Annotated in this window: 18 protein-coding genes; 10 read left to right on the top strand and 8 right to left on the bottom strand. The window is 68.0% G+C overall.

Features of this window, described 5'->3' with window-relative positions:
• Positions 1–220: 220 nt before the first annotated feature.
• The 3 genes from KEC55_RS03405 to tldD all read left to right on the top strand — a co-directional run bounded on the left by KEC55_RS03405 (position 221) and on the right by tldD (position 6,857).
• A complete protein-coding gene (locus tag KEC55_RS03405) occupies positions 221–4,426 on the top strand; it encodes a YhdP family protein (protein ID WP_282506740.1) in 4,206 nt (1,401 codons plus the stop codon).
• Positions 4,427–4,477: 51 nt separating this feature from the next.
• Positions 4,478–5,305: a carbon-nitrogen hydrolase family protein gene (locus tag KEC55_RS03400; protein ID WP_176050538.1), complete on the top strand. Its 828-nt coding sequence runs from the start codon at positions 4,478–4,480 to the stop codon at positions 5,303–5,305.
• An 85-nt stretch (positions 5,306–5,390) separates the two neighbouring features.
• Entirely contained in the window at positions 5,391–6,857 is a 1,467-nt protein-coding gene (gene tldD, locus KEC55_RS03395; protein WP_174913396.1) for a metalloprotease TldD, read from the top strand.
• 110 nt (positions 6,858–6,967) lie between these two features.
• Here the strand turns inward: tldD and KEC55_RS03390 are convergent, their stop codons facing one another.
• On the bottom strand, positions 6,968–7,255 hold the full coding sequence (locus KEC55_RS03390) for a hypothetical protein (RefSeq protein WP_282506739.1): 288 nt from the start codon (positions 7,253–7,255) through the stop codon (positions 6,968–6,970).
• On the opposite strand from KEC55_RS03390, the gene aroG reads away from it, so the two are divergent.
• Positions 7,254–8,327, top strand: coding sequence for a 3-deoxy-7-phosphoheptulonate synthase AroG (gene aroG, locus KEC55_RS03385; RefSeq protein ID WP_046544980.1), 1,074 nt, complete (start codon positions 7,254–7,256; stop codon positions 8,325–8,327). The genes KEC55_RS03390 and aroG overlap by 2 nt on opposite strands.
• 74 nt (positions 8,328–8,401) lie before the next feature.
• On the opposite strand, the gene hmpA is transcribed toward aroG, so the two are convergent.
• Both hmpA and KEC55_RS03375 read right to left on the bottom strand, forming a co-directional pair.
• A complete protein-coding gene (hmpA, locus tag KEC55_RS03380; RefSeq protein WP_282506737.1) occupies positions 8,402–9,610 on the bottom strand; it encodes an NO-inducible flavohemoprotein in 1,209 nt (402 codons plus the stop codon).
• A gap of 95 nt (positions 9,611–9,705) precedes the next feature.
• Entirely contained in the window at positions 9,706–10,257 is a 552-nt protein-coding gene (locus KEC55_RS03375; RefSeq protein ID WP_282506735.1) for a cob(I)yrinic acid a,c-diamide adenosyltransferase, read from the bottom strand.
• 136 nt (positions 10,258–10,393) lie between these two features.
• On the opposite strand from KEC55_RS03375, the gene KEC55_RS03370 reads away from it, so the two are divergent.
• The 6 genes from KEC55_RS03370 (at position 10,394) to proC (ending at position 17,528) form a co-directional block, all read left to right on the top strand.
• The gene (locus tag KEC55_RS03370) at positions 10,394–11,803 is read left to right on the top strand and encodes an FAD-binding oxidoreductase (RefSeq protein WP_282506734.1); all 1,410 of its coding nucleotides are present in this window, start codon (positions 10,394–10,396) and stop codon (positions 11,801–11,803) included.
• A gap of 41 nt (positions 11,804–11,844) precedes the next feature.
• A complete protein-coding gene (locus KEC55_RS03365; protein WP_282506733.1) occupies positions 11,845–13,338 on the top strand; it encodes an FAD-linked oxidase C-terminal domain-containing protein in 1,494 nt (497 codons plus the stop codon).
• A 183-nt stretch (positions 13,339–13,521) separates the two neighbouring features.
• Positions 13,522–14,610, top strand: coding sequence for a glycolate oxidase subunit GlcE (gene glcE, locus KEC55_RS03360; protein WP_282506732.1), 1,089 nt, complete (start codon positions 13,522–13,524; stop codon positions 14,608–14,610).
• A 7-nt stretch (positions 14,611–14,617) separates the two neighbouring features.
• The gene (gene glcF, locus KEC55_RS03355; RefSeq protein ID WP_176050531.1) at positions 14,618–15,844 is read left to right on the top strand and encodes a glycolate oxidase subunit GlcF; all 1,227 of its coding nucleotides are present in this window, start codon (positions 14,618–14,620) and stop codon (positions 15,842–15,844) included.
• A 120-nt stretch (positions 15,845–15,964) separates the two neighbouring features.
• Positions 15,965–16,663, top strand: a complete 699-nt coding sequence (locus KEC55_RS03350) for a YggS family pyridoxal phosphate-dependent enzyme (RefSeq protein ID WP_282507479.1) — start codon at positions 15,965–15,967, stop codon at positions 16,661–16,663.
• A gap of 52 nt (positions 16,664–16,715) precedes the next feature.
• A complete protein-coding gene (gene proC, locus KEC55_RS03345; protein WP_282506731.1) occupies positions 16,716–17,528 on the top strand; it encodes a pyrroline-5-carboxylate reductase in 813 nt (270 codons plus the stop codon).
• A 96-nt stretch (positions 17,529–17,624) separates the two neighbouring features.
• Here proC and ubiA read toward each other — a convergent pair whose 3' ends face one another.
• The 5 genes from ubiA to KEC55_RS03320 form a co-directional block, all read right to left on the bottom strand.
• Positions 17,625–18,497: a 4-hydroxybenzoate octaprenyltransferase gene (ubiA, locus tag KEC55_RS03340; RefSeq protein ID WP_282506730.1), complete on the bottom strand. Its 873-nt coding sequence runs from the start codon at positions 18,495–18,497 to the stop codon at positions 17,625–17,627.
• Positions 18,498–18,705: 208 nt separating this feature from the next.
• Complete coding sequence (locus KEC55_RS03335) at positions 18,706–19,194, bottom strand: Dps family protein (RefSeq protein WP_282506729.1); 489 nt, start codon at positions 19,192–19,194, stop codon at positions 18,706–18,708.
• A gap of 76 nt (positions 19,195–19,270) precedes the next feature.
• Positions 19,271–19,426, bottom strand: a complete 156-nt coding sequence (locus KEC55_RS03330) for a hypothetical protein (protein WP_176050526.1) — start codon at positions 19,424–19,426, stop codon at positions 19,271–19,273.
• A 102-nt stretch (positions 19,427–19,528) separates the two neighbouring features.
• Positions 19,529–21,715 (bottom strand): catalase/peroxidase HPI, encoded by a 2,187-nt coding sequence (gene katG, locus KEC55_RS03325; RefSeq protein ID WP_282506728.1) that lies wholly within the window; start codon positions 21,713–21,715, stop codon positions 19,529–19,531.
• 120 nt (positions 21,716–21,835) lie between these two features.
• Positions 21,836–21,964, bottom strand: coding sequence for a hypothetical protein (locus KEC55_RS03320; protein ID WP_282506727.1), 129 nt, complete (start codon positions 21,962–21,964; stop codon positions 21,836–21,838).
• Positions 21,965–22,332 lie beyond the last annotated feature (368 nt).

Here is a 22,332-nt window from a genome sequence, read left to right as displayed (position 1 = left end):
GCCTGGCGGAAAGGCCGGCCGGCACGGGCCGGCGCGTGCGCGCCCCGCTGCCGACCGGCCTCATGAACTCGGCGCGGCATCGCGGGACGCACGTGCGTCCGTCGCGAAACCGCGCGCCGGAAAGCCCGTGCCGCGCTGCCGCAACGGCCGCCGGCACGAACCCGTGTGATACATTTCAACGTCAGTCTGCAAAACTACCATATCGCCGCCCGTCCGCCGCATGTCCGACCGTCAGGAATCCGCCGTAGCTGCGCCCGAAGCGGGACCTCCGAAGCACGATCATCCGGTCCTGCGTCGCGTGTTCAGGGTGACGCTGGCAGTCGGGATCGGCACCTACTTCGTCGCGTCCGGCGCATTCCTCGGGCTGCGCTATGTCCTGCTGCCCCGCATCGACGAATTCCGCCCGCGCATCGAGCGCGCGGTGTCCGACAAGCTCCACGCGCAGCTTTCGATCGGCAAGCTTTCCCCGAACTGGTCCGGCATGCAGCCGGGCGTCGAACTCACGAACCTGACGATCCGCGGCCGCGACGGCAAGATTGCGCTGTCGGTGCCGCACGCGACGGCCGCGCTGTCGTGGATGTCGCTGCTGCGGCTGTCGCCCGCGCTGTCGAGCCTGATCGTCGACCAGCCCGACCTCGTCGTCGCGCGCGCCGCCGACGGCTCGCTGAGCGTCGCAGGCGTCGGCGTGGCAACCACCCACGGCGGCAACGACACGTTCGGCACCTGGCTGCTGAAGCAGGAGGCGATCGTGCTGCGCGGCGGCACGCTGCGCTGGCGCGACGCGCAACACGACGCACCCGAACTCGTGCTGTCGGGCATCCGGCTCGCGGTGCTCAACAACGGCCGCGTGCACAAGGTCGCGCTGCAGGCGCCCGCGAACGGCACCCTGCTGCTCGGCCCGCTCGATTTCCGCGCACGCTTCAGGCACAAGCCGCTCGCCCCGATCGGCAAGCCGTCGAACTGGACCGGCGACGCGTACCTGTCGACGGGGCCCGTCGACCTGCAGACGCTGACGCGCTACCTCGACGTGCCACTGACGATCCATGCGGGCCGGATCGACAACGCGATCTGGGCGACCTTCAGCGATGGCCACCTGCGCTCGGCGGGCGGCGACCTGCAGGGCGCCGACGTCGTGCTGCGCGTGCGCCCGACGCAGCCGCGGCTCGACGTGCCGACGGTCGGCTTCGGTTGGGACATGGTGCTCGACGCCGGACACGACTACACGCTGCACCTGACGCGCTTCAACGCGGAGCTCGGCCAGCTGCCGCTACCGGACGGCACGCCGCTCGCGCGTTCGCTCGCACTGTCGACGCTGACGGCGCGCTACCGCGTACCGACCGCGACGCAGGGGCAATTGATCAGCGTCGTCGGCGACCGCGTCGATCTCGGCATCCTCAGCGAGTTCATCCGCGGGCTGCCGCTGCCGGCGCGCCTGCGCAACGAGCTGATCAAGATCGACCCGCGCGGGATGATGCAGAACTATCAAATCGAGGTCGAGCGCGCGAAACCCGCGCGGGCCGACCTCGCCGAAGAAGAGCGGCGCACGGGCGCCGCGCCGATCGTTCGCTACCGGTTCCTCGGCGACCTGCAGGGCATCAGCTTCGCCGCCCAGGAGCCGCCGCCTGGGCTCTCGCCGCGCGGCCACCCGCGCGCCGGCTGGCCGGGCATCGAGAACCTGTGGGGCCGCGTCGACGCAAACGAAACGGGCGGCAACGCGCATTTCGACACGGTCAATGCAGCCGTCACCGTGCCCGGCGAATTCGACGAACCGCGCCTGACGTTCGACCGGCTGCGCGGCAACGCCAAGTGGGTCATCACGCCCGCGCCCGGCGAGAAGCACGCGCGCGTCGACGTGTCGCTGCCCGACCTGCTCGTGTCGAACCCCGATGCCGAAATCGCGGTATCGGGCTCGTACACGAACCCCGGCCACGGCCGCGGCACGCTCGACCTGCGCGCCGATTTCGCGCGCGCGTCGGTGGCACGCATTCCGCGCTACCTGCCGACCGGGATGTCCGAGCATCTGCGCGACTATCTCGGCCACGCGCTGCAGGACGGCAAGGTGACCAAGGGCGCGTCGATCGTCGCGCGCGGCCCGCTCGAGAAATTCCCGTTCGAACACGAGCCCGACGCCGGCGTGTTCCATATCGTCGCGCCGTTCACCGGCGGCCGCTTCGAGCCGACGCCCTACCCGCCGCGCAAGCTCGCGAACGGCACGCCGAGCGTCTGGCCGGCGCTCGACGGGATCGACGGCGTCTTTGAGCTCACGCAGAACAAGCTGCGCTTCGACATCGATCGCGCACACTACAAGCGCGTCGCGCTGACGAAGGTCGCGGGCCGCATCGACGATCTCGGCAATCCGTCGCACTCGCCGCTGATCATCGACGGCCATGCGCAGGGCCCGCTCGCCGACCTGATCGATTACGCGGACAACAGCTCGCTCGGCACGATGAGCGGCCATATCGGCCAGCGGATCGACGCGCAGGGGCCCGCGTCGCTCGCGCTCAAGATCACGATTCCGCAGCACGTCGCGCATCCGCATACGCACATCGAAGGCGCGCTCGCGTTCGGCGGCAACACGCTGTCGACCAGCGGCGTGCCGCCGCTGTCGGCGCTGCGCGGCAGCGTCCGCTTCACCGAGGCCGGCGCGTCGCTGCACGACCTGTCGGGGCGCTTCCTCGGCGGCCCGGTGCGCGCGAACGGCAACTTCCAGTCGCATGGCCCGTACACCGTGGACGTCGACGGCCGGCTCGCGCTCGACGCCGCGCGCGGCCTGAACCTGCACGGCCCGGCGGCCGCGCTGCTCGAACACGTGGTCGGCGACGCGCCGTACAAGGTCGCCGTGCGCGGCGCGCCGGGCCGCCTGCCCGACATCAGCGCGCATTCCGACCTGACCGGCGTGGCACTGAATTTCCCCGCGCCGTTCGCGAAACCGGCCGGCACGCCGATGCCGTTCAGCTTCACGCTGCAGCCGGCGCCGCAAGCGGACGGCAAGCGCCTCGAGCATGCCGACCTGACGCTCGGCCCCGTGTCGGCCACCTACCTGCTCGATGCGACGCGCGGCCAGCCGCTGCGCGCGGTGCGCGGTGCGATGGGCATCCACCGAATGCCCGACCTGCCGCAAGACGGCGTGAGCGCGGCCGTGGACGTCAGCGAGCTGGACGCCGACGCGTGGCTCGCGCTCGCCCATACACTGAAACCCGACACGCCGCGCGCGCCGGAGCCGCAGTCCGCGCCGCGCGTCGATTTCGCGAGCTTCGCGCCGAAGCGTTTCGCGCTCCATTTCGGCACGCTGAAGCTGCTCAAGCGCAACTGGGAAAACGTGATCGTCGGCGCGTCGCACGTCGACGATCTCTGGCAGGCGAACATTGCGTCGAACCAGGTGTCGGGTTACCTGTCGTGGGCGCCGGGCGGCGGCCACAACGGCGCGGGCGTGCTGAACGCGCGGCTCGCGAAGCTGGTGGTGCCGCAGAGCGCGCAGCACGACCTCGTCGGCCGTGCGATGAACCTGCCGACGCCGACCGATCGCCCGATGCCGTCGATCGACCTGATCGTCGACCAGGTCGTCGCGCGCGACCACGACATCGGCCGGCTCGTCGTCAACGCACGCAACATCGACGAAGACGGCACGCCTGTGTGGCAGCTCGACAAGCTGGAGCTGTCGAACCCGGCCGCGAAGCTGACGGCGACCGGCAACTGGCGCACGTCGCGCCGCGCGCTCGCCCGCGGCGCTGACGAGAACGACGCGCCGCGCCGCACCGTGTTCGACTTCAAGCTCGACATCGACAACGCGGGCGCACTGCTCGATCGCGTCGGCCTGCCGCGCACGCTCGCGGACGGCCACGGCACGGTGACGGGCAAGGTCGGCTGGCGCGGCGGCCCGACCGCGCTCGATTTCCCGTCGCTCGGCGGCCAGGTCGCGCTCGACCTCGAGCACGGGCAGATCCTGAAGGTCGATCCGGGCGCGGCGAAACTCCTCGGCGTGCTGAGCCTGCAGAGCCTCGCGCGCTTCCTGACGCTGAATTTCCGCGACGTGGTCGGCAAGGGGCTGCCGTTCGACAAGATCACCGGTACCGGCCGGATCTCGAACGGAATCGCGCGCACCGACGATTTCTCGATGATGACGGGGCCCGCGAACGTCACGGTGCGCGGCGCGGTCGATCTCGGCACCGAGACGCAGGACCTGCATGCGCACGTCGCGCCGAAAATCAGTGCGGGGGCAGCCGCGATCGGGGCGGCCATCATCAATCCGCTGCTCGGCATCGGCGTGCTGGCCGCGAACTACGCGCTGTCGGAAACGCTGTCGCACGCGTTCGCGCTCGACTACGCGATCACCGGCTCGTGGGCGCATCCGCATATCGAGCGGGTGCGGGGCGATCAGGGTAAGATGAATCACGGTCCGGCCGATGCAGCGAACCCAAGTCATTGAGCCGCGCATGGCGCCGGGCCGCACCCCATTTATGATGCAACCGATCCCGCGATGACCGACCACACCCGTTCCGCCACACCCTTCCGGGTTGCCGCGCTGCAGATGGTGAGCACGCCGGACGTCACACGCAATCTCGCCGAAGCGCGCCGCCTGATCGCGGAAGCCGCCGGCGAAGGCGCACAGCTCGTGCTGCTGCCCGAGTATTTCTGCTTCATGGGCCATCGCGACACCGACAAGCTCGCGCTCGCCGAGCCGTATCAGGACGGCCCGATCCAGCGCTTCCTCGCGGACGCCGCGCGCCGCCACGGCATCTGGGTGATCGGCGGCACGCTGCCGCTGAAGGCGCCCGAGCCCGATCGCGTGCTGAACACGACGCTCGTGTTCGATCCGTCCGGCAACGAGGCCGCGCGCTACGACAAGATCCACCTGTTCAACTTCGAGAAAGGCGACGAATCGTTCGACGAGGCCCGCACGATCCGCGCGGGCGACACGGTCGTCGCGTTCGACGCGCCGTTCGGGCGGGTCGGCCTGTCGGTCTGTTACGATCTTCGCTTTCCGGAGCTGTATCGCCGGATGGGCGACTGCGCGCTGATCGTCGTCCCGTCGGCATTTACGTACACGACCGGCCGCGCGCACTGGGAAACGCTGCTGCGCGCGCGGGCCGTCGAGAACCAGTGCTACGTGCTCGCGGCCGCGCAGGGCGGCAAGCACGAGAACGGCCGGCGCACCTGGGGCCACAGCATGCTGATCGACCCGTGGGGCGAGATCGTCGCGGTCCGCGATGTCGGCGCCAGCGTCGTGCTCGGCGCGATCGATCCGCAACGCATTGCCGACGTGCGCCAGAGCCTGCCCGCGTGGCGGCACCGCGTACTGACCTGAATTCGCCGCGCCGCTTGAAACGCCGCGCGGCCAACCCATCTGCCCAGCAGCACCCGACAACTTTTTGAGAAACCCCGATATCCGCATGAACATCATCGAACCCGGCATCCGCAACCTCGCGCTGGCGAAGGACATCCTGCTCACGCCGTACGGCCTCGACGAAAGCCTGCTCACGCGCACGATCGCCGATATCTTCACGCACCGCGTCGACTACGCGGACCTGTACTTCCAGGCGACCCGCAGCGAAGCGTGGAGCCTCGAGGAAGGCATCGTCAAATCGGGCAGCTTCAGCATCGACCAGGGGGTCGGCGTGCGCGCGGTCGCGGGCGACCGCACCGCGTTCGCGTACTCGGACGACCTGTCGCCGGAAGCGATCGCGCAAGCCGCCGCGGCCACCAAGGCGATCGCGGCAGCCGGCGGCGGCCGCCAGAAGATCAAGGCCGCGACGTCGCTGAAGGGCATCTCGGGCCGCGACCTGTACCTGCCGTCCGATCCGCTCGCGTCGCTCGACGCGACGGCCAAGGTCAAGCTGCTCGAGCGCATCGAGCAGATGGCGCGCGGGCGCGACCCGCGCATCACGCAGGTGATGGCCGGCCTCGCCGGCGAATACGACGTCGTGCTGGTCGCACGCAGCGACGGCGCGCTCGCGGCCGACATCCGTCCGCTCGTGCGCGTGTCGGTCACCGTGATCGCCGAGCAGAACGGCCGCCGCGAGATCGGCTCCGGTGGCGGCGGCGGCCGCTTCGACTACGGCTACTTCACCGACGATGTCCTGTCGCGCTACGTCGACGACGCCGTGCACGCCGCACTCGTCAACCTCGACGCCCGCCCCGCACCGGCCGGCGCGATGACGGTCGTGCTCGGGCCGGGCTGGCCGGGCGTGCTGCTGCACGAGGCGATCGGCCACGGTCTCGAAGGCGACTTCAACCGCAAGGGTTCGTCCGCGTTCGCGGGCCGGATCGGCGAGCGGGTTGCAGCCAAGGGCGTGACCGTCGTCGACGACGGCACGCTGCCGAACCGCCGCGGTTCGCTGAACATCGACGACGAAGGCAACCCGACGCAGTGCACGACGCTGATCGAGGACGGCATCCTGAAGGGTTACATCCAGGACACGCTGAACGCGCGCCTGATGAAGATGCCGGTCACGGGCAACGCGCGGCGCGAGTCGTACGCGGCGCTGCCGATGCCGCGCATGACGAACACGTACATGCTGAACGGCGACAAGGATCCGCAGGAAATCATCGCGTCGGTGAAGAACGGCCTGTACGCGGTGAACTTCGGCGGTGGCCAGGTCGACATCACGAACGGCAAGTTCGTGTTCTCGGCGTCCGAGGCGTACATGATCGAAAACGGCAAGATCACCTACCCGGTGAAGGGCGCCACGCTGATCGGCAGCGGCCCCGAATCGCTGAAGGACGTGAGCATGATCGGCAACGACATGTCGCTCGACTCGGGTGTCGGCGTGTGCGGCAAGGAAGGCCAGAGCGTGCCGGTCGGCGTCGGCCAGCCGACCCTGCGGATCGACCGGATGACGGTCGGCGGTACGGCATAACCGCATCGCGACGCAGACAATCCGCGCATTTTGAAGAAAACGCGCGGATTGTCCGCATTTTCGACCGTCCCCGGTTGCCAGCCGCCCGGCGACGCGGTATAAATTCCGAATCAACTTTTTTGACGAACCGAATCCCCGTCATGTCCGCCAAGTTTTACTTTTACTTTTTTTGGCATCTCAGACCGCTGGCGGATCGAGAGGGTTGATGGCGCGTAAAGCGCAACCGAAATTCCCGAAAAAACCGCCGGCGAACCCGGCGGTTTTTTTTCGCCCTTCGCCACCCGGTTGCCGCCGCAGCGGTCCCGCGGCCCCGACCGAAACCACTGAATCGCTTGAATTGATGAATCTGCCGCACGCCCACTGATCGAATGGCGCCCGGAACCAAGGAGAAACAGCATGCCCCCGCACAACACCGACGACGTCCGCATTCGCGAACTCAAGGAACTGACGCCGCCCGCCCACCTGATCCGCGAATTCGCGTGCTCCGAAGCCGCGTCCGAACTGATCTACAACTCGCGCCAGTCGATGCACCGCATCCTGCACGGGATGGACGACCGGTTGATCGTGGTCGTCGGGCCGTGCTCGATCCATGACACGAAGGCGGCGATCGAATACGCGGGCCGGCTCGTGAAGGAGCGCGAGCGCTTCAAGGGCGAACTGGAAATCGTGATGCGTGTGTACTTCGAGAAACCGCGCACGACGGTCGGCTGGAAGGGGCTCATCAACGATCCGCATCTCGACAACAGCTTCAAGATCAACGAAGGGCTGCGCACCGCGCGCGAGCTGCTGTTGCAGATCAACGAGATGGGGCTGCCGGCCGCGACCGAATACCTCGACATGATCAGCCCGCAATACATCGCCGACCTGATCTCGTGGGGCGCGATCGGCGCGCGCACGACCGAGTCGCAGGTACACCGCGAGCTCGCGTCGGGGCTGTCGTGCCCGGTCGGCTTCAAGAACGGCACCGACGGCAACGTGAAGATCGCGGTCGACGCGATCAAGGCCGCATCGCAGCCGCACCATTTCCTGTCGGTGACGAAGGGTGGCCACTCGGCGATCGTGTCGACGGCCGGCAACGAGGACTGCCATGTGATCCTGCGGGGCGGCAAGGCGCCGAACTACGACGCGGACAGCGTGAACGCCGCCTGCGCGGACATCGGCAAGGCCGGCCTCGCCGCGCGCCTGATGATCGACGCGAGCCACGCGAACAGCTCGAAGAAGCACGAGAACCAGATCCCCGTTTGTGCGGACATCGGCCGCCAGATCGCGGCCGGCGACGCCCGCATCGTCGGCGTGATGATCGAGTCGCACCTCGTCGAGGGCCGCCAGGACCTGAAGGAAGGCTGCGAACTGACCTACGGCCAGAGCATCACCGACGCGTGCATCGCGTGGGATGACAGCGTGAAGGTGCTCGAAGGCCTCGCGGAATCGGTCAAGGCACGCCGCGTCACGCGCGGCAGCGGCAACTGATCGCGGCGTCGCAACGAAAAAAGCCCGGCTCGCGCCGGGCTTTTTTTATTGGCCGGAAATCGTCCGTCGGCCCATCACTCGAGCGCGCCCGAACCGAAGATCTCGGTGTTGATGCGTTCCGGCGCGACGCCCAGCGCGACCAGCGCATCGCGTTGTGCCTTCATGAACGCGATCGGGCCGCAGACGTAGTAGTCGGCGTCCGGCACCAGCGCGTAGTGCTGCACACGTTCTGGCGTGAGGCGCCCTTCCAGGTCATGGTCGATACCGACGCGATCGTTCGGGCCGACCAGCTCGTACAGCACCGTCCGCTTGACGTTCGCATGCGTGCGCACCGTGTCGTTCAGCCAGTCGCGGAACGCATGCACCGCACCCGAACGGCACGCATGGACGAACCGCACGTCGCGCTTGCTGCCCTCCTCGACCAGCGTCGACGCCATCGACACCATCGGCGTCAGGCCGACGCCGCCGGAGATCAGCACGACCGGCGTCTCGACGCCACGCTTCAGCGAGAATTCACCCATCGGCGCAGTGACCTCGACGATCGCGCCCTCTTCCACACCGTCGTGCATCAGCGTCGACACCTTGCCGGCCGGGATCGCTTCCGGCTGGCCGCCCTCGCGCTTCACCGAAATGCGCAGCCACTTGCCGTGCGGCGCGTCAGACAGGCTGTACTGGCGCGGCTGGTCGACGCCGAGATCGCCGACGAAACGCTTCACCGTGAGGTACTGGCCCGGCTCGAAGGTCGGCGCAGCGCCACCGTCGGCTGGCGTCAGGTAGAACGACGTGATCTCGTCGCTCTCGCGCACCTTGCGGGCGACCTTGAACGGGCGGAAGCCGCTCCACGCGGCGCCCGCGTACAGGTCGGCCTCGGCGCCGATCAGGATCTGCGCGAGCTGGCCGTACGCGACGCGCCATGCCTCGAGCGTCTCGGCGTCGACCGCGTCGCCGAGCACTTCGACGATCGATGCGAGCAGGTTCTCGCCGACGATCGGGTAATGCTCGGGGCGGATGTTCAGGCTCGCGTGCTTGTGCGCGATGTGCGACACCGCCCCGCCCAGCGCACCGAGATTGTCGATGTTCGCCGCATACGCATAAACGGCCTTCGCAAGCGTTTCCGGCTGGCTGCCGGTCTTCTGGTGCGTCTGGTTGAACAGGTTCTTCAGTTCCGGATGGCGCGCGAACATGCGCTGGTAGAAGTGCTTCGTGATCGTCGCGCCGTGAACGGCGAGAACAGGGGCAGTGGCCTTCACGCGAGCCATCTGGTCAGCGGTGATGTGGGTCATGTTCGTTCTCCGTTAAACATGCACACACAATACATGTTTAAAAAATCAACTTCACTCGGGCAAATTGTCGCAGTGCGCAAACGTACCGCGACGGATTAGCGGACGCGGCCGCGCTCCCACAGCACGTCCGCCCCGCCGCCGGCACGGTTCATCACGCGCGCCAGCACGAACAACAGGTCGGACAGCCGGTTCACGTAGCGCCGCGGTGCATCATTGAGCGTTTCGGTGCGCCCGAGCGCGACGATCGAGCGCTCCGCACGGCGGCACACCGTCCGGCACACGTGCGCGAGCGACGCCGCGCGCGAGCCGGCCGGCAGGATGAATTCCTTCAGCGGCGGCAACGTCGCGTTGTAGTCGGCAAGCCACTGGTCGAGGCGCGCGAGATGCGTGTCGTCGAGCACCGTGTGGCCGGGAATGCACAACTCGCCGCCGAGATCGAACAGGTCGTGCTGGATCGTGACGAGCGCCGTGCGCACGTCGTCCGGCAGCGTCTCGGCAAGCAGCACGCCGAGGTTCGAATTCAGTTCGTCGACGTCGCCGATCGCCGCGATCCGCGCGTCGTCCTTGCCGATGCGCCGTCCGTCGCCGAGGCCGGTGGTGCCGTCGTCGCCGGTGCGCGTGGCGATCTTGCTCAAGCGGTTGCCCATGCGAATGTCCTCTCGTGCGCGGCCGTGATGCGGCCCGGTTGGCTGGAACGCGATTATCGCAGCCCGCGGCGGCGGGCGCAGCGGACGTTACAGCGTAGAATGGGCCGAAAGTTCGACAAGCCGTCAGGAGACATTCGTGAATCACCCTGCCCCGCCGGCCACCACGCGCCGTCCGCTGCCTCCCGCCATGCTCGATGCGCTGCGCGCCGCCTTCGGCGAGCGCGTGTCGACCGCCGACGCGGTCCGCGCGCACCACGGCCGCGACGAATCGCCGTTCGATCCGCAACTGCCCGATGCCGTCGTGTTCGCGCACAGCGCGGACGACGTGCGCGAAGTCGTGTCGCTGTGCGCGCTCTACAGCGTGCCGCTGATTCCGTACGGCGCCGGCTCGTCGCTCGAAGGCCATCTGCTCGCGGTGCGCGGCGGCGTGTCGCTCGACCTGTCGGAAATGAATCGCGTGCTGTCGATCAACGCCGAAGACCTGACCGTAACGGTCGAGCCGGGCATCACACGCAAGGCGCTCAACGAAGCGCTGCGCGACACCGGCCTGTTCTTCCCGATCGATCCGGGCGCCGACGCCAGCATCGGCGGAATGACCGCGACCCGCGCATCGGGTACCAACGCCGTGCGCTACGGCACGATGCGCGAGAACGTGCTCGGCCTGACCGCGGTACTCGCCGACGGCCGCGTCGTGAAAACCGGCTCGCGCGCGCGCAAGTCATCGGCAGGCTACGACCTCACGCGCCTGTTCGTCGGCTCCGAAGGCACGCTCGGCGTGATCACCGAAATCACGCTGCGCCTGCACCCGCTGCCGGAAGCCGTGTCGGCCGCGATCTGCACGTTCCCGACGATGGGCGACGCGGTGCGCACCGTGATCGAGACGATCCAGATCGGCGTGCCGATTGCGCGCGTCGAGTTCGTCGATGCGCTCGCCGTGCGCTCGATCAACCGCCATTCGAACCTGACGCTCACCGAAGCGCCGACGCTGTTCTTCGAATTCCACGGCACCGAGGCCGGCGTGAAGGAGCAGGCCGAACTCGTGCAGGCGCTCGCCGGCCAGAACAACGGCCAGGGCTTCGAATGGGCGACACGCCCCGAAGACCGTACCCGGCTCTGGGCCGCGCGCCACAACGCGTACTTCGCGATGCTGCAGCTGAAACCGGGCTGCCGCGCGGTGACGACCGACGTGTGCGTACCGATCTCGCAGCTCGCCGCGTGCGTCGAGGAAACCGAAGTCGACCTGCGCGCGTCGTCGCTGCCCTGCCCGATCGTCGGCCACGTCGGCGACGGCAATTTCCACGTCGCGATCCTGATCGATCCCGACAAGCCCGAGGAACTCGCCGAAGCCGAACACATCAACGACCGGATCGTCGAGCGCGCGCTGCGCCTCGGCGGCACCTGCACGGGCGAGCACGGCGTCGGGCTGCACAAGATGCGCTTTCTGCCGAAGGAGCACGGCGACAACGCGATCGACACGATGCGGGCGATCAAGCTCGCGCTCGATCCGCGCAACCTGATGAATCCAGGCAAGATTTTCACGTGCTGAGACGGCGGCGCGACGCCGCGCCGCCTGCTGCAGGAGACCCAATGAACGCTCCCGTCGAACTGTCGAGCGCCGCCCGCGCGCAGCGTCAGCGCGAAGTCGTGCAGGCGCTGATGGCCGTGCTGCCGACGCATTGCCTGCTGTACCGCGACGAAGACACGGCACCGTACGAATGCGACGGCCTGTCGGCGTACCGCCGCCTGCCGCTCGCGGTCGCGCTGCCGGAAACGGAATCGCAGGTCCAGCGGATCGTGCAGATCTGCCGTCGCATGGAAGTGCCGATCGTGCCGCGCGGCGCGGGCACGAGCCTGTCGGGCGGCGCGCTGCCGATCGCGCTCGGCGTCGTGCTGTCGCTCGCGCGCTTCACGCGCATCGTCGAAGTCGATCCGTACGCGCGCACGGCGACCGTGCAGCCCGGCGTGCGCAACCTCGCGATCTCGGAAGCCGCCGCGCCGTACGGCCTCTATTACGCGCCCGATCCTTCGTCGCAGATCGCCTGCACGATCGGTGGCAACGTCGCGGAAAACTCCGGCGGCGTCCATTGCCTGAAATACGGGCTGACCGTGCACAACGTGATGCGCGTGCGCGCGGTGACGATCGACGGCGAGATCGTCGAATTCGGCTCGCTCGCGCTCGACATGCCGGGCCTCGACCTGCTCGCCGTGATGATCGGCAGCGAGGGGATGTTCGCGATCGTCACCGAGGTCACGGTGAAGCTGATCCCGAAGCCGCAAACGGCCCAGCTCGTGATGGCGAGCTTCGATGACGTCGTCAAGGGCGGCGAGGCCGTCGCGGCGATCATCGCGTCGGGCATCATCCCGGCCGGGCTCGAGATGATGGACAAGCCGGCCACGCAGGCCGTCGAGGCGTTCACGCACGCGGGCTACGACCTCGATGCGAAAGCGATCCTGCTGTGCGAATCTGACGGCACGCCAGAAGAAGTCGCCGAGGAGATCGTGCGGATGACGGCCGTGCTGCGCGAACACGGCGCGACGCGCATCCAGATATCGCGCAACGAACAGGAGCGGCTGCGCTACTGGTCGGGCCGCAAGAATGCATTTCCGGCCGCCGGCCGCATTTCCGCGGACTATTACTGCATGGACGGCACCGTGCCGCGCCGCGCGATCGGCCCGCTGCTCGCGCGCATCGAACAACTCGAGACGCGCTACGGGCTGCGCTGCATCAACGTGTTCCATGCGGGCGACGGCAACATGCACCCGCTGATCCTGTACAACGCGAACGATCCGGACGAGTTGCACCGCGCCGAGCAGTTCGGCGCGGAAATCCTCGAATGCTGCGTGGAATTCGGCGGCAGCGTGACGGGCGAGCACGGCGTCGGCATCGAGAAGCTCAATTCGATGTGCGTACAGTTCTCGCCGCAGGAGCGCGACGCGTTCTTCGCGGTCAAGCGCGCATTCGATCCGGCCGGCCTGCTGAACCCGGACAAGGGTATCCCGACCCGCGCGCGCTGCGCCGAGTACGGCCGCCAGCACGTGCGCGGCGGGCTGCTGCCGCACCCCGACCTGCCGCGCTTCTGAGCGGTGCGCGGGTCGCGGCCCGTGCCCGCGGCCTGGCCGCGGCGGTCGGCCGTGCCCGCGCGGCCCGTTCGCGCGGTGACGCGAGCATACGATCCGCGATACGGGGCTTAGGGATAGTCGCGATGTGGAATCGCGCCACCCCGGTACAATCGACCGAACAACAAGTCGAGGCAGCAACAGAACATGGAAGAGGACGACATCGTCGCCGGATGGGCCGAGCGCATTCGCGCAGCCAGTGCCGACGGCCGGCCGCTGCGGATTCGCGGCGGCGGCACCAAGGACTGGTACGGCCAGGCGCTCGAGGGCGAAATACTCGACACGCGCGCGTTTCAGGGCATCGTGTCGTACGACCCGGCCGAACTCGTCGTCACGGTCCGCGCGGGCACGCCGCTCGCGCAGCTTGAAACCGTCCTCGCCGAGTGCGGCCAGATGCTGCCGTTCGAGCCGCCGCACTTCGGCCGCGCGGCCACGGTCGGCGGCTGCGTCGCGGCCGGTCTCGCGGGCCCGCGTCGCGCCACCTGCGGCGCACCGCGCGATTTCGTGCTCGGCGTCACGCTGATGAACGGCCGCGGCGAAATGCTGCGCTTCGGCGGGCAGGTCGTGAAGAACGTCGCCGGCTACGACGTGTCGCGACTGATGGCCGGCGCGCTTGGCACGCTCGGGCTGATGCTCGACCTGTCGATCAAGGTGCTGCCGATGCCCGTCGCCGAGGTCACGCTGAAGTTCGAGATGACCGCGACCGATGCGGTACGCAAGCTCAACGAATGGGGCGGCCATCCGCTGCCCGTCAGCGCGAGCGCCTGGCGCAACGGCACGCTCGTGCTGCGCCTGTCGGGCGCCGAGGCGGCCGTGAAATCCGCGAAGACGCTGCTCGGCGGCGAAGTCGTCGACGCGGTCGAAGCCGAGCGCTTCTGGGCCGGCCTGCGCGAGCATACCGACCCGTTCTTCAACGGCGTCCCGCCCGGTTACGCACTATGGCGCCTCGCGCTGCCGTCGATCACCGAACCGATGCACCTGCCCGGCACCCAGCTGATGGAATGGGGCGGCGCGCAGCGCTGGTGGATCACCGACGCCGATGCGCAGACCGTACGCATGAGCGCGAAGCAGGCCGGTGGCCACGCGACGCTGTTCCGCGCGGGCGACGCGTACGACCGCAGCGCGGGCGTGTTCACGCCGCTTCCCGCCCCGATGATGAAAATCCACCGCGGGCTGAAGGCCGCGTTCGATCCCGCGCGCATCTTCAACCGCGGCCGGCTCTACCCTGATCTTTGAGGGATCGATGCAAACGAACCTCGCCGATTTCATCCGCAACACGCCCGACGGCGACGAGGCCGACGCGATCCTGCGCAAGTGCGTGCACTGCGGGTTCTGCACCGCGACCTGCCCGACCTACCAGCTCCTCGGCGACGAACTCGACGGCCCGCGCGGGCGCATCTACCTGATCAAGCAGATGGTCGAAGGCGCGCCCGTCACGCGCAGCACGCAGCAGCACCTCGACCGCTGCCTCACGTGCCGCAGCTGCGAGACGACCTGCCCGTCCGGCGTCCAGTACGGCCGGCTCGTCGAGATCGGCCGCAAGCACGTCGAAGCACAGGTGCAGCGCCCCGCGCAGCAGCGGCTCATGCGCCGCGTACTCGCGAGCCTCGTGCCGAACGCCGCGCTGTTCTCGCCCGTGATGCGGCTCGGCCAGCATGTCCGGCCGCTGCTGCCGAAGCGGCTGCGCGACAAGGTGCCGCCGCGCACGCGGCTGCTCGAATGGCCGCACCGCACGCATCCGCGCAAGATGCTGATGCTCGGCGGCTGCGTGCAGCCGTCGATGCTGCCGAACATCAACATCGCGACCGCGCGCGTGCTCGACGCGCTCGGCATCGAGACGGTCGTCGCGCCCGACGCGGGCTGCTGCGGCGCGATCCGCCTGCACCTGAACTATCACGACGAAGCGCTCGACGACGCACGCCGCAACATCGACGCATGGTGGCCCCACGTCGAACAGGGCGCCGAGGCGATCGTGATGAACGCATCGGGCTGCGGCGCGACGGTGCTCGAATACGCGCACCTGCTGCGCGACGATCCGGCTTACGCAGAGAAGGCGCAGCGCATCGTGTCGCTGACGCGCGACATCTCCGACGTGCTGCTCGCGTTCGAGGCCGAACTCGCGACGCTCGCGCGGCGCCGCGCGATCCATACGGTCGCGTACCACCCGCCGTGCACGCTACAGCACGGCCAGCAGTCGCGCGGCAAGGTCGAGCGGCTGCTCGAGACGCTCGGCATCGACGTGCGGCTGCCGGCCGACAGCCATCTGTGCTGCGGTTCGGCCGGCACCTATTCACTGACGCAGCCGTCGCTGTCGTACCGGTTGCGCAAGCAGAAGCTGCTGAAGCTGCAGGCACTCGAACCGCAGATGATCGTGTCGGGAAACATCGGCTGCATCGCGCACCTGCAGAGCGGCACGCAGATTCCGGTCGCCCACTGGGTCCAGCTCGTCGAGCATTTGCTGTACGGCTAGCGCGACCGGCCGCCGCAGCCGGATCTCGCGCGCGGCGTCCGTATAATGAGCGGATCGATGCGCCGCGTGTCGCGGCGCATCGGCTTCATGCCCGCTTCCGTGCCTGCTTTCGTGCCCGTCATGTCCGATCTCGCCGCCCGTCTCGAATCCGTTCATCGCCGCATTGCCGACGCCGCCCGCGCGGCCGGCCGCGATCCCGCCACCGTGTCGTTGCTCGCCGTCTCGAAGACATTCCCCGCCGACGACGTGCGCGCCGCGCACGCGGCCGGGCAACACGCATTCGGCGAAAACTACGTGCAGGAGTCGATCGACAAGATCGACGCGCTCGCCGACCTGCGCACGAGCCTCGAATGGCATTTCATCGGGCCGCTGCAATCGAACAAGACGCGCCCGGTCGCCGAGCGCTTCGACTGGGTTCATTCCGTCGACCGGCTGAAGATCGCGCAGCGCCTGTCGGAACAACGCCCCGCGCACCTGCCGCCGCTCAACGTGTGCGTGCAGGTGAACATCAGCGGCGAGGCGTCGAAGAGCGGCGTCGCGCCGGCCGACGTGGCCGAGGTCGCACGCGCGGTCACCGCGCTGCCGTCGCTGCGGCTGCGCGGCCTGATGGCGATTCCCGAACCGGCCGGCGACACCGAAGCGCAACGCGCACCGCACCGCGCACTGCGCGCGCTGTTCGACACGTTGCGCGCCGACGGCCTGTCGCTCGACACGCTGTCGATGGGCATGTCCGCCGATCTCGACGCGGCCGTGCTCGAAGGTGCGACGATCGTGCGCGTCGGCACCGCGATCTTCGGCGCGCGCGATTATTCGCACTGAACGCCGCGCCCTTTTCCGCCTTTCCGTTCACTCACTTGCTCATTCGGACATCATGAAAATCGCATTCATCGGCGGCGGCAACATGGCCGCGGCCCTGATCGGCGGCCTGATCAAGCGCGGCGTCGCCGCCGACGGCCTGTATGCCATCGACGTCAACGAAGACGTTCGCGCGCGCGCCGCGCAGCAATTCGGCATCCGCACCGGCGCGGCCATCGACGCGACGCTCGCCGGTTACGACGCGGTCGTGCTCGCGGTGAAGCCGCAGGTACTGAAGGACGTCGCGCAGGCGCTCGCGCCGCACCTGACGTCGCAGCTCGTGATCAGCATCGCGGCCGGCATCCGCGGCACGGATCTCGCGCGCTGGCTCGGCGACTACGCACGCGTGGTGCGCACGATGCCGAACACGCCCGCGCTGGTCGGCATGGGCGTGACGGGTCTCGCCGCGCTGCCGGGCGTCGACGCGGCGGGCCGCGAACTCGCATCGAACGTGCTCGGCGCGGTCGGCGAGATCGTGTGGTTCGACGACGAATCGCAGCTCGACGCCGTCACGGCCATTTCGGGCAGCGGCCCCGCTTACGTGTTCTATTTCATCGAAGCGCTGCAGGAAGCCGCGCGCCGCCTCGGCATGAACGACGAACAGGGCCGCGCGCTCGCGGTCGCGACGTTCACGGGCGCCGCGCAACTGGCCGCGCAATCGGGCGAGCCGGCGAGCGTGCTGCGCGAGCGCGTGACGTCGAAGGGCGGCACGACGGCCGCCGCGCTCGCGGCATTCGACGCGCAGGGCGTGAAGGAAGCGATCGTGCGCGGCGCGCTCGCGGCCGAAGCGCGAGCGAAGGAAATGGGCGACGAACTCGGCCGCGCGTAAGCGCCGCGACCGCCCGGGCTTCCCTTCCGGCACCGGCAACAAAAAAGCGGCCGAGGCCGCTTTTTTGTTGGCATCGCGCGTCGGCGCGCGACCGCTTCAGTTGCCCGCCGGACCCGCCAGCAGGTAATGCGCGGCGATCCCCGCAAACAGCACGCCGCCGAGCCAGTTGTTGTGCCGGAATGCCGCGAAGCACGGCATCCGTTCGCGATCCTTGATCAGCGTGTAGTGATACAGCGCGCAGCCGACCGCGGCCGCCCAGCCGGCCCAGTACACGAGACCGAAGCCGAGCGTCACGCCGACCCACACGTAGATGCCGAGCGTCGCCGCATAGCACGCCATCACGGCCGCGACGTCGAAGCGGCCGAACGTCAGCGCGGACGTGCGGATGCCGATCTTGATGTCGTCGTCGCGGTCGACCATCGCGTACTCGGTGTCGTATGCAACCGACCAGAAGATGTTCGCGACCAGCATCACCCACGCGATCGTCGGCACCGTGTCCTGCACGGCCGCGAACGCCATCGGAATGCCGAAGCCGAACGCAATGCCCAGATAGGCCTGCGGAATCGCGAAGAAGCGCTTCATGAACGGATACGAGCCCGCGACGAACAGCGCGACGACGGACAGCTCCTTCGTCAGCGTGTTCAGCGGCAGGATCAGCAGGAACGCGATGAACGACAGCCCGACCGCGATCGCGACGGCCTCCCATGCCTGGATCTTGCCCGACGTCAGCGGCCGGTCGGCCGTGCGCTTCACGTGGCGGTCGAAATCGCGATCGGCGTAATCGTTCATCGCGCAGCCGGCCGAGCGCATCAGCAGCGTGCCGAGCGTGAAGATCACGAGCAACGGCCAGCGCGGGTGGCCATCCGACGCGATCCACAGCGCGTTGAGCGTCGGCCATAGCAGCAGCAGGCTGCCGATCGGCTTGTCCATCCGGACGAGCCGCAAATACAGGGGAAAGCGGGCAAGCATGGCGAAGCACCGGGAAGATAACCCCGGCATTTTAGAGCCGAGCGGCCCTTCGCGTCATGTCGGGACGGCCCGCAGCCGACTGGCGGCGGGCGCGCATACACCGCCCGGGCCCGCTGCACGCGGCTGGGCAACGACGCGCATCAATCAAGGGACAGATTCGACACCTCGGCAGACCGGATCGAAGGGCGCCTCCCCGGCCGTGCCGCGCCTACGCGAGCAGCGACCGCAGCATCCACGCGGTCTTTTCATGCGTCTGCAGGCGCTGCGTCAGCAGGTCGGCAGTCGGTTCGTCGCTCGCCGCATCGGCGATCGGAAAGATGTCGCGCGCGGTGCGCACGACCGTCTCGTGCCCTTCGACGAGCTGGCGGATCATCTCCTCGGCGGCCGGCACACCCTTCGCTTCCGGCACCGACGACAGTTTCGCGAAATCCGCGAACGTGCCGGGCGCGACGACGCCGAGCGTACGAATGCGCTCGGCGACCGAATCGACCGCGAGCCACAGTTCGTTGTACTGCGCCTCGAACATCAGGTGCAGCGTGTTGAACATCGGACCCGTGACGTTCCAGTGGAAGTTGTGGGTCTTCAGGTACAGCGAAAACGTATCGGCGAGCAGGCGCGACAGGCCGTCCGCGATCTTCTTGCGATCCTTGTCGCCGATGCCGATGTTGATCGGCGTGGCGCGAGTCTTCCTGTTCATGATACGGACTCCTTATTCAATGAGCCAAGGCAATGAAAGCGAATCGGGTTACCTTCCTGCCGACCCCGCGCCGCGTTCAGGCGGCCGCGATCGCGCGCAGCGCTTGCGACACCAGTTCGGCCACACCGCCGATCACGATCGCGAATCCCACTACATACCGCGCGATCTCGGCCGGCGCCCGCACCTTCGGCGCCGCCAGTGCGGCGCGCATGTTCAATATCATTTGCGTCATGATCGTCACTCCTTCAACGAAATCCGTGGTCCAGTAGAAACGGCCGGTCGGACGACCGGCCGTTTCCCGTTACTGCCTCACCGCGCTACTGCACGGCGACGTTCATGCGAGGTCGAAGCGGTCGAGGTTCATCACCTTGTTCCAGGCCGCGACGAAGTCGCGTGCGAACTTCTCCTTCGCGTCGCCGCTGCCGTACACCTCGGCCAGCGCACGCAGTTGCGCATGCGAGCCGAAGATCAGGTCGACACGCGTGCCCGTCCACTTGACCTTGCCCGTCGCGCGATCGCGCCCTTCGAACACGTCGTTCGCGGCCGACACCGGCTTCCACTCCGTGCCCATGTCGAGCAGGTTCACGAAGAAGTCGTTCGTCAGCGCTTCCGGACGATCGGTGAACACGCCGTGCTTCGTGTCGCCCGCATTCGCTCCGAGCACACGCAGGCCACCGACCAGCACCGTCATTTCCGGCGCGCTCAACGTCAGCAGTTGCGCCTTGTCGACCAGCAGCGCCTCGGCCGGCGTCTTGTACGCGTGCTTCAGGAAGTTGCGGAAGCCATCCGCGACCGGTTCGAGCACGGCCATCGCTTCGATGTCGGTCTCTTCCTGCGTCGCATCCGCGCGGCCCGGTGCAAACGGCACCGTCACCGCGACGCCCGCGTTCTTCGCTGCCTGCTCGACGCCGGCCGCACCGGCCAGCACGATCAGGTCGGCGAGCGACACCTTCTTGCCGCCCGTCTGCGCGTCGTTGAACGCCTTCTGTACGCCTTCGAGCGTCGCGAGCACCTTCGCGAGTTCAGCCGGACGGTTCACTTCCCAGTCCTTCTGCGGGGCCAGGCGGATACGGGCGCCGTTCGCGCCACCGCGCTTGTCCGAGCCGCGGAACGTTGCAGCCGACGCCCATGCGGTCGACACGAGCTGCGACACCGACAGGCCCGATGCCAGCACCTTCGCCTTCAGCGCGGCGACGTCGGCATCGTCGATCAGCTTGTGGTCGACGGCCGGGATCGGGTCCTGCCACAGCAGATGCTCGGCCGGCACTTCCGGGCCGAGATAACGGGCGCGCGGCCCCATGTCGCGGTGCGTGAGCTTGAACCATGCACGCGCGAACGCGTCGGCAAACTCGGCCGGGTTCTCGTAGAAGCGGCGCGAGATCTTTTCGTAGGCCGGGTCGAAACGCAGCGACAGGTCGGTCGTCAGCATCGTCGGGCGATGCTTCTTCGACGCGTCGAACGCATCCGGGATCACGTCGCCGGCATCCTTCGCGACCCACTGGTGCGCGCCGGCCGGGCTCTTCGTCAGCTCCCACTCGTAGCTGAACAGGTGCTTGAAGAAGTCGTTGCTCCACTTGGTCGGCGTCGACGTCCACGTGACCTCGAGACCGCTCGTGATCGCGTCCTTGCCCTTGCCCGTGCCGAACGTGCTCTTCCAGCCGAGACCCTGCTCTTCGAGGCCCGCGGCTTCCGGCTCGGCGCCGACGTTCGACGCCGGACCGGCGCCGTGCGTCTTGCCGAACGTGTGGCCGCCCGCGATCAGCGCAACCGTTTCCTCGTCGTTCATCGCCATCCGCGCGAACGTCTCGCGGATGTCGTGCGCGGCGGCGACCGGGTCGGGGTTGCCGTCCGGGCCTTCCGGGTTCACGTAGATGAGGCCCATCTGCACCGCGGCAAGCGGGCTTTCGAGGTCACGCTTGCCCGAGTAACGGCTGTTCGGGCCGCCGCTCAGTTCCAGCCAGATCTTTTCCGAGCCCCAGTACACGTCGTCCGGTTCCCACGTGTCGACGCGGCCGCCGGCGAAGCCGAAGGTCTTGAAGCCCATCGATTCGAGCGCGACGTTGCCGGTCAGGATCAGCAGGTCGGCCCACGAGATGCTGCGGCCGTATTTCTGCTTGATCGGCCACACGAGCCGGCGTGCCTTGTCGAGGCTCACGTTGTCCGGCCAGCTGTTGAGCGGCGCGAAGCGCTGCTGCCCGCCGCCCGCGCCGCCGCGGCCGTCGGCCGTGCGGTACGTGCCGGCGCTGTGCCAGGCCATGCGGATGAACAGGCCGCCGTAGTGACCGAAGTCAGCCGGCCACCAGTCCTGCGACGTCGTCATCAGCGCGTGCAGGTCCTTCTTCACTGCCGCGAGGTCCAGCTTGTTGAATGCTTCGGCATAGTCGAAATCCTTGTCCATCGGATCGGACAGCGCCGAATGCCGATGCAGGATGTTCAGGTTCAGCTGATTCGGCCACCAGTCCTTGTTCGTCGTGCCGCCACCAGCGGTGTGGTTGAACGGGCACTTCGTTTCGTTCGACATGCGATTTCTCCTTGGCTTGCTCGTATGACTCCACCGGTTCGCTCCGACGGCATGCCGGGCGCGGTTGGTGAAGTGTCATTGCGGGGATAAGAAACGGAACAGGTTGGTCCTCCTGTCGTACTACGGGATGTCGTGCGTGGCGATCGGCTCGCGTTCCCGCCGCGACGCGCCGCAGGCGGGGCGCTCGGGGAAGCGGCTGCCGGCAAGTGTCATGCCGGTGAGGTGCGTGGTGTTCCAGTCTTCGGACATGCGATGCTCCCTCATGGCTTGACGGCAGATGAATCGGGGGAACAGGAAACCGGCGTGCGGCGGCGCTCACCCACCATACACACGGTCCGCCAGATACGCGAACGCAATCGGACGCAGGCTGCGAACCGCCGCCCTGGCGCGATGTACGACCGCGTCGCGCGACGGGATGTTCCGCTGCGCGTGCTGCAATACCGACCGCATCATGACATCCTCCTTTGACGCTTGCATTCCACGTGCAAATCGGACGCCGACATGACGCCGATCCATGTAGAAGATTGTATCTATATCTATCAATTACTTGAATTTAATAAATTTCATCTATGCGATAGAGAAAAATAAACGGGGTCGCAAGACCCCGTTCATCATGC

This window comes from Burkholderia cepacia (assembly GCF_029962485.1).
Lineage (GTDB): Bacteria > Pseudomonadota > Gammaproteobacteria > Burkholderiales > Burkholderiaceae > Burkholderia.
The sequence above is the reverse complement of the archived record's forward strand: the minus strand, read 5'-3'. Positions and strand labels throughout refer to the sequence as shown.

What these genes read in the sequence shown, in the direction of transcription:
- proC (WP_282506731.1), top strand. Translation starts at nt 16,716, where the DNA reads ATGAAAATCGCATTCATCGGCGGCGGCAACATGGCCGCGGCCCTGATC.
- KEC55_RS03350 (WP_282507479.1), top strand. Translation starts at nt 15,965, where the DNA reads ATGTCCGATCTCGCCGCCCGTCTCGAATCCGTTCATCGCCGCATTGCC.
- glcE (WP_282506732.1), top strand. Translation starts at nt 13,522, where the DNA reads ATGGAAGAGGACGACATCGTCGCCGGATGGGCCGAGCGCATTCGCGCA.
- KEC55_RS03335 (WP_282506729.1), bottom strand. Translation starts at nt 19,194, where the DNA reads ATGAACAGGAAGACTCGCGCCACGCCGATCAACATCGGCATCGGCGAC.
- KEC55_RS03320 (WP_282506727.1), bottom strand. Translation starts at nt 21,964, where the DNA reads ATGTCCGAAGACTGGAACACCACGCACCTCACCGGCATGACACTTGCC.
- KEC55_RS03375 (WP_282506735.1), bottom strand. Translation starts at nt 10,257, where the DNA reads ATGGGCAACCGCTTGAGCAAGATCGCCACGCGCACCGGCGACGACGGC.
- tldD (WP_174913396.1), top strand. Translation starts at nt 5,391, where the DNA reads ATGAACATCATCGAACCCGGCATCCGCAACCTCGCGCTGGCGAAGGAC.
- hmpA (WP_282506737.1), bottom strand. Translation starts at nt 9,610, where the DNA reads ATGACCCACATCACCGCTGACCAGATGGCTCGCGTGAAGGCCACTGCC.
- KEC55_RS03390 (WP_282506739.1), bottom strand. Translation starts at nt 7,255, where the DNA reads ATGCTGTTTCTCCTTGGTTCCGGGCGCCATTCGATCAGTGGGCGTGCG.
- KEC55_RS03365 (WP_282506733.1), top strand. Translation starts at nt 11,845, where the DNA reads ATGAACGCTCCCGTCGAACTGTCGAGCGCCGCCCGCGCGCAGCGTCAG.
- KEC55_RS03405 (WP_282506740.1), top strand. Translation starts at nt 221, where the DNA reads ATGTCCGACCGTCAGGAATCCGCCGTAGCTGCGCCCGAAGCGGGACCT.
- ubiA (WP_282506730.1), bottom strand. Translation starts at nt 18,497, where the DNA reads ATGCTTGCCCGCTTTCCCCTGTATTTGCGGCTCGTCCGGATGGACAAG.
- aroG (WP_046544980.1), top strand. Translation starts at nt 7,254, where the DNA reads ATGCCCCCGCACAACACCGACGACGTCCGCATTCGCGAACTCAAGGAA.
- KEC55_RS03400 (WP_176050538.1), top strand. Translation starts at nt 4,478, where the DNA reads ATGACCGACCACACCCGTTCCGCCACACCCTTCCGGGTTGCCGCGCTG.
- katG (WP_282506728.1), bottom strand. Translation starts at nt 21,715, where the DNA reads ATGTCGAACGAAACGAAGTGCCCGTTCAACCACACCGCTGGTGGCGGC.
- glcF (WP_176050531.1), top strand. Translation starts at nt 14,618, where the DNA reads ATGCAAACGAACCTCGCCGATTTCATCCGCAACACGCCCGACGGCGAC.
- KEC55_RS03330 (WP_176050526.1), bottom strand. Translation starts at nt 19,426, where the DNA reads ATGACGCAAATGATATTGAACATGCGCGCCGCACTGGCGGCGCCGAAG.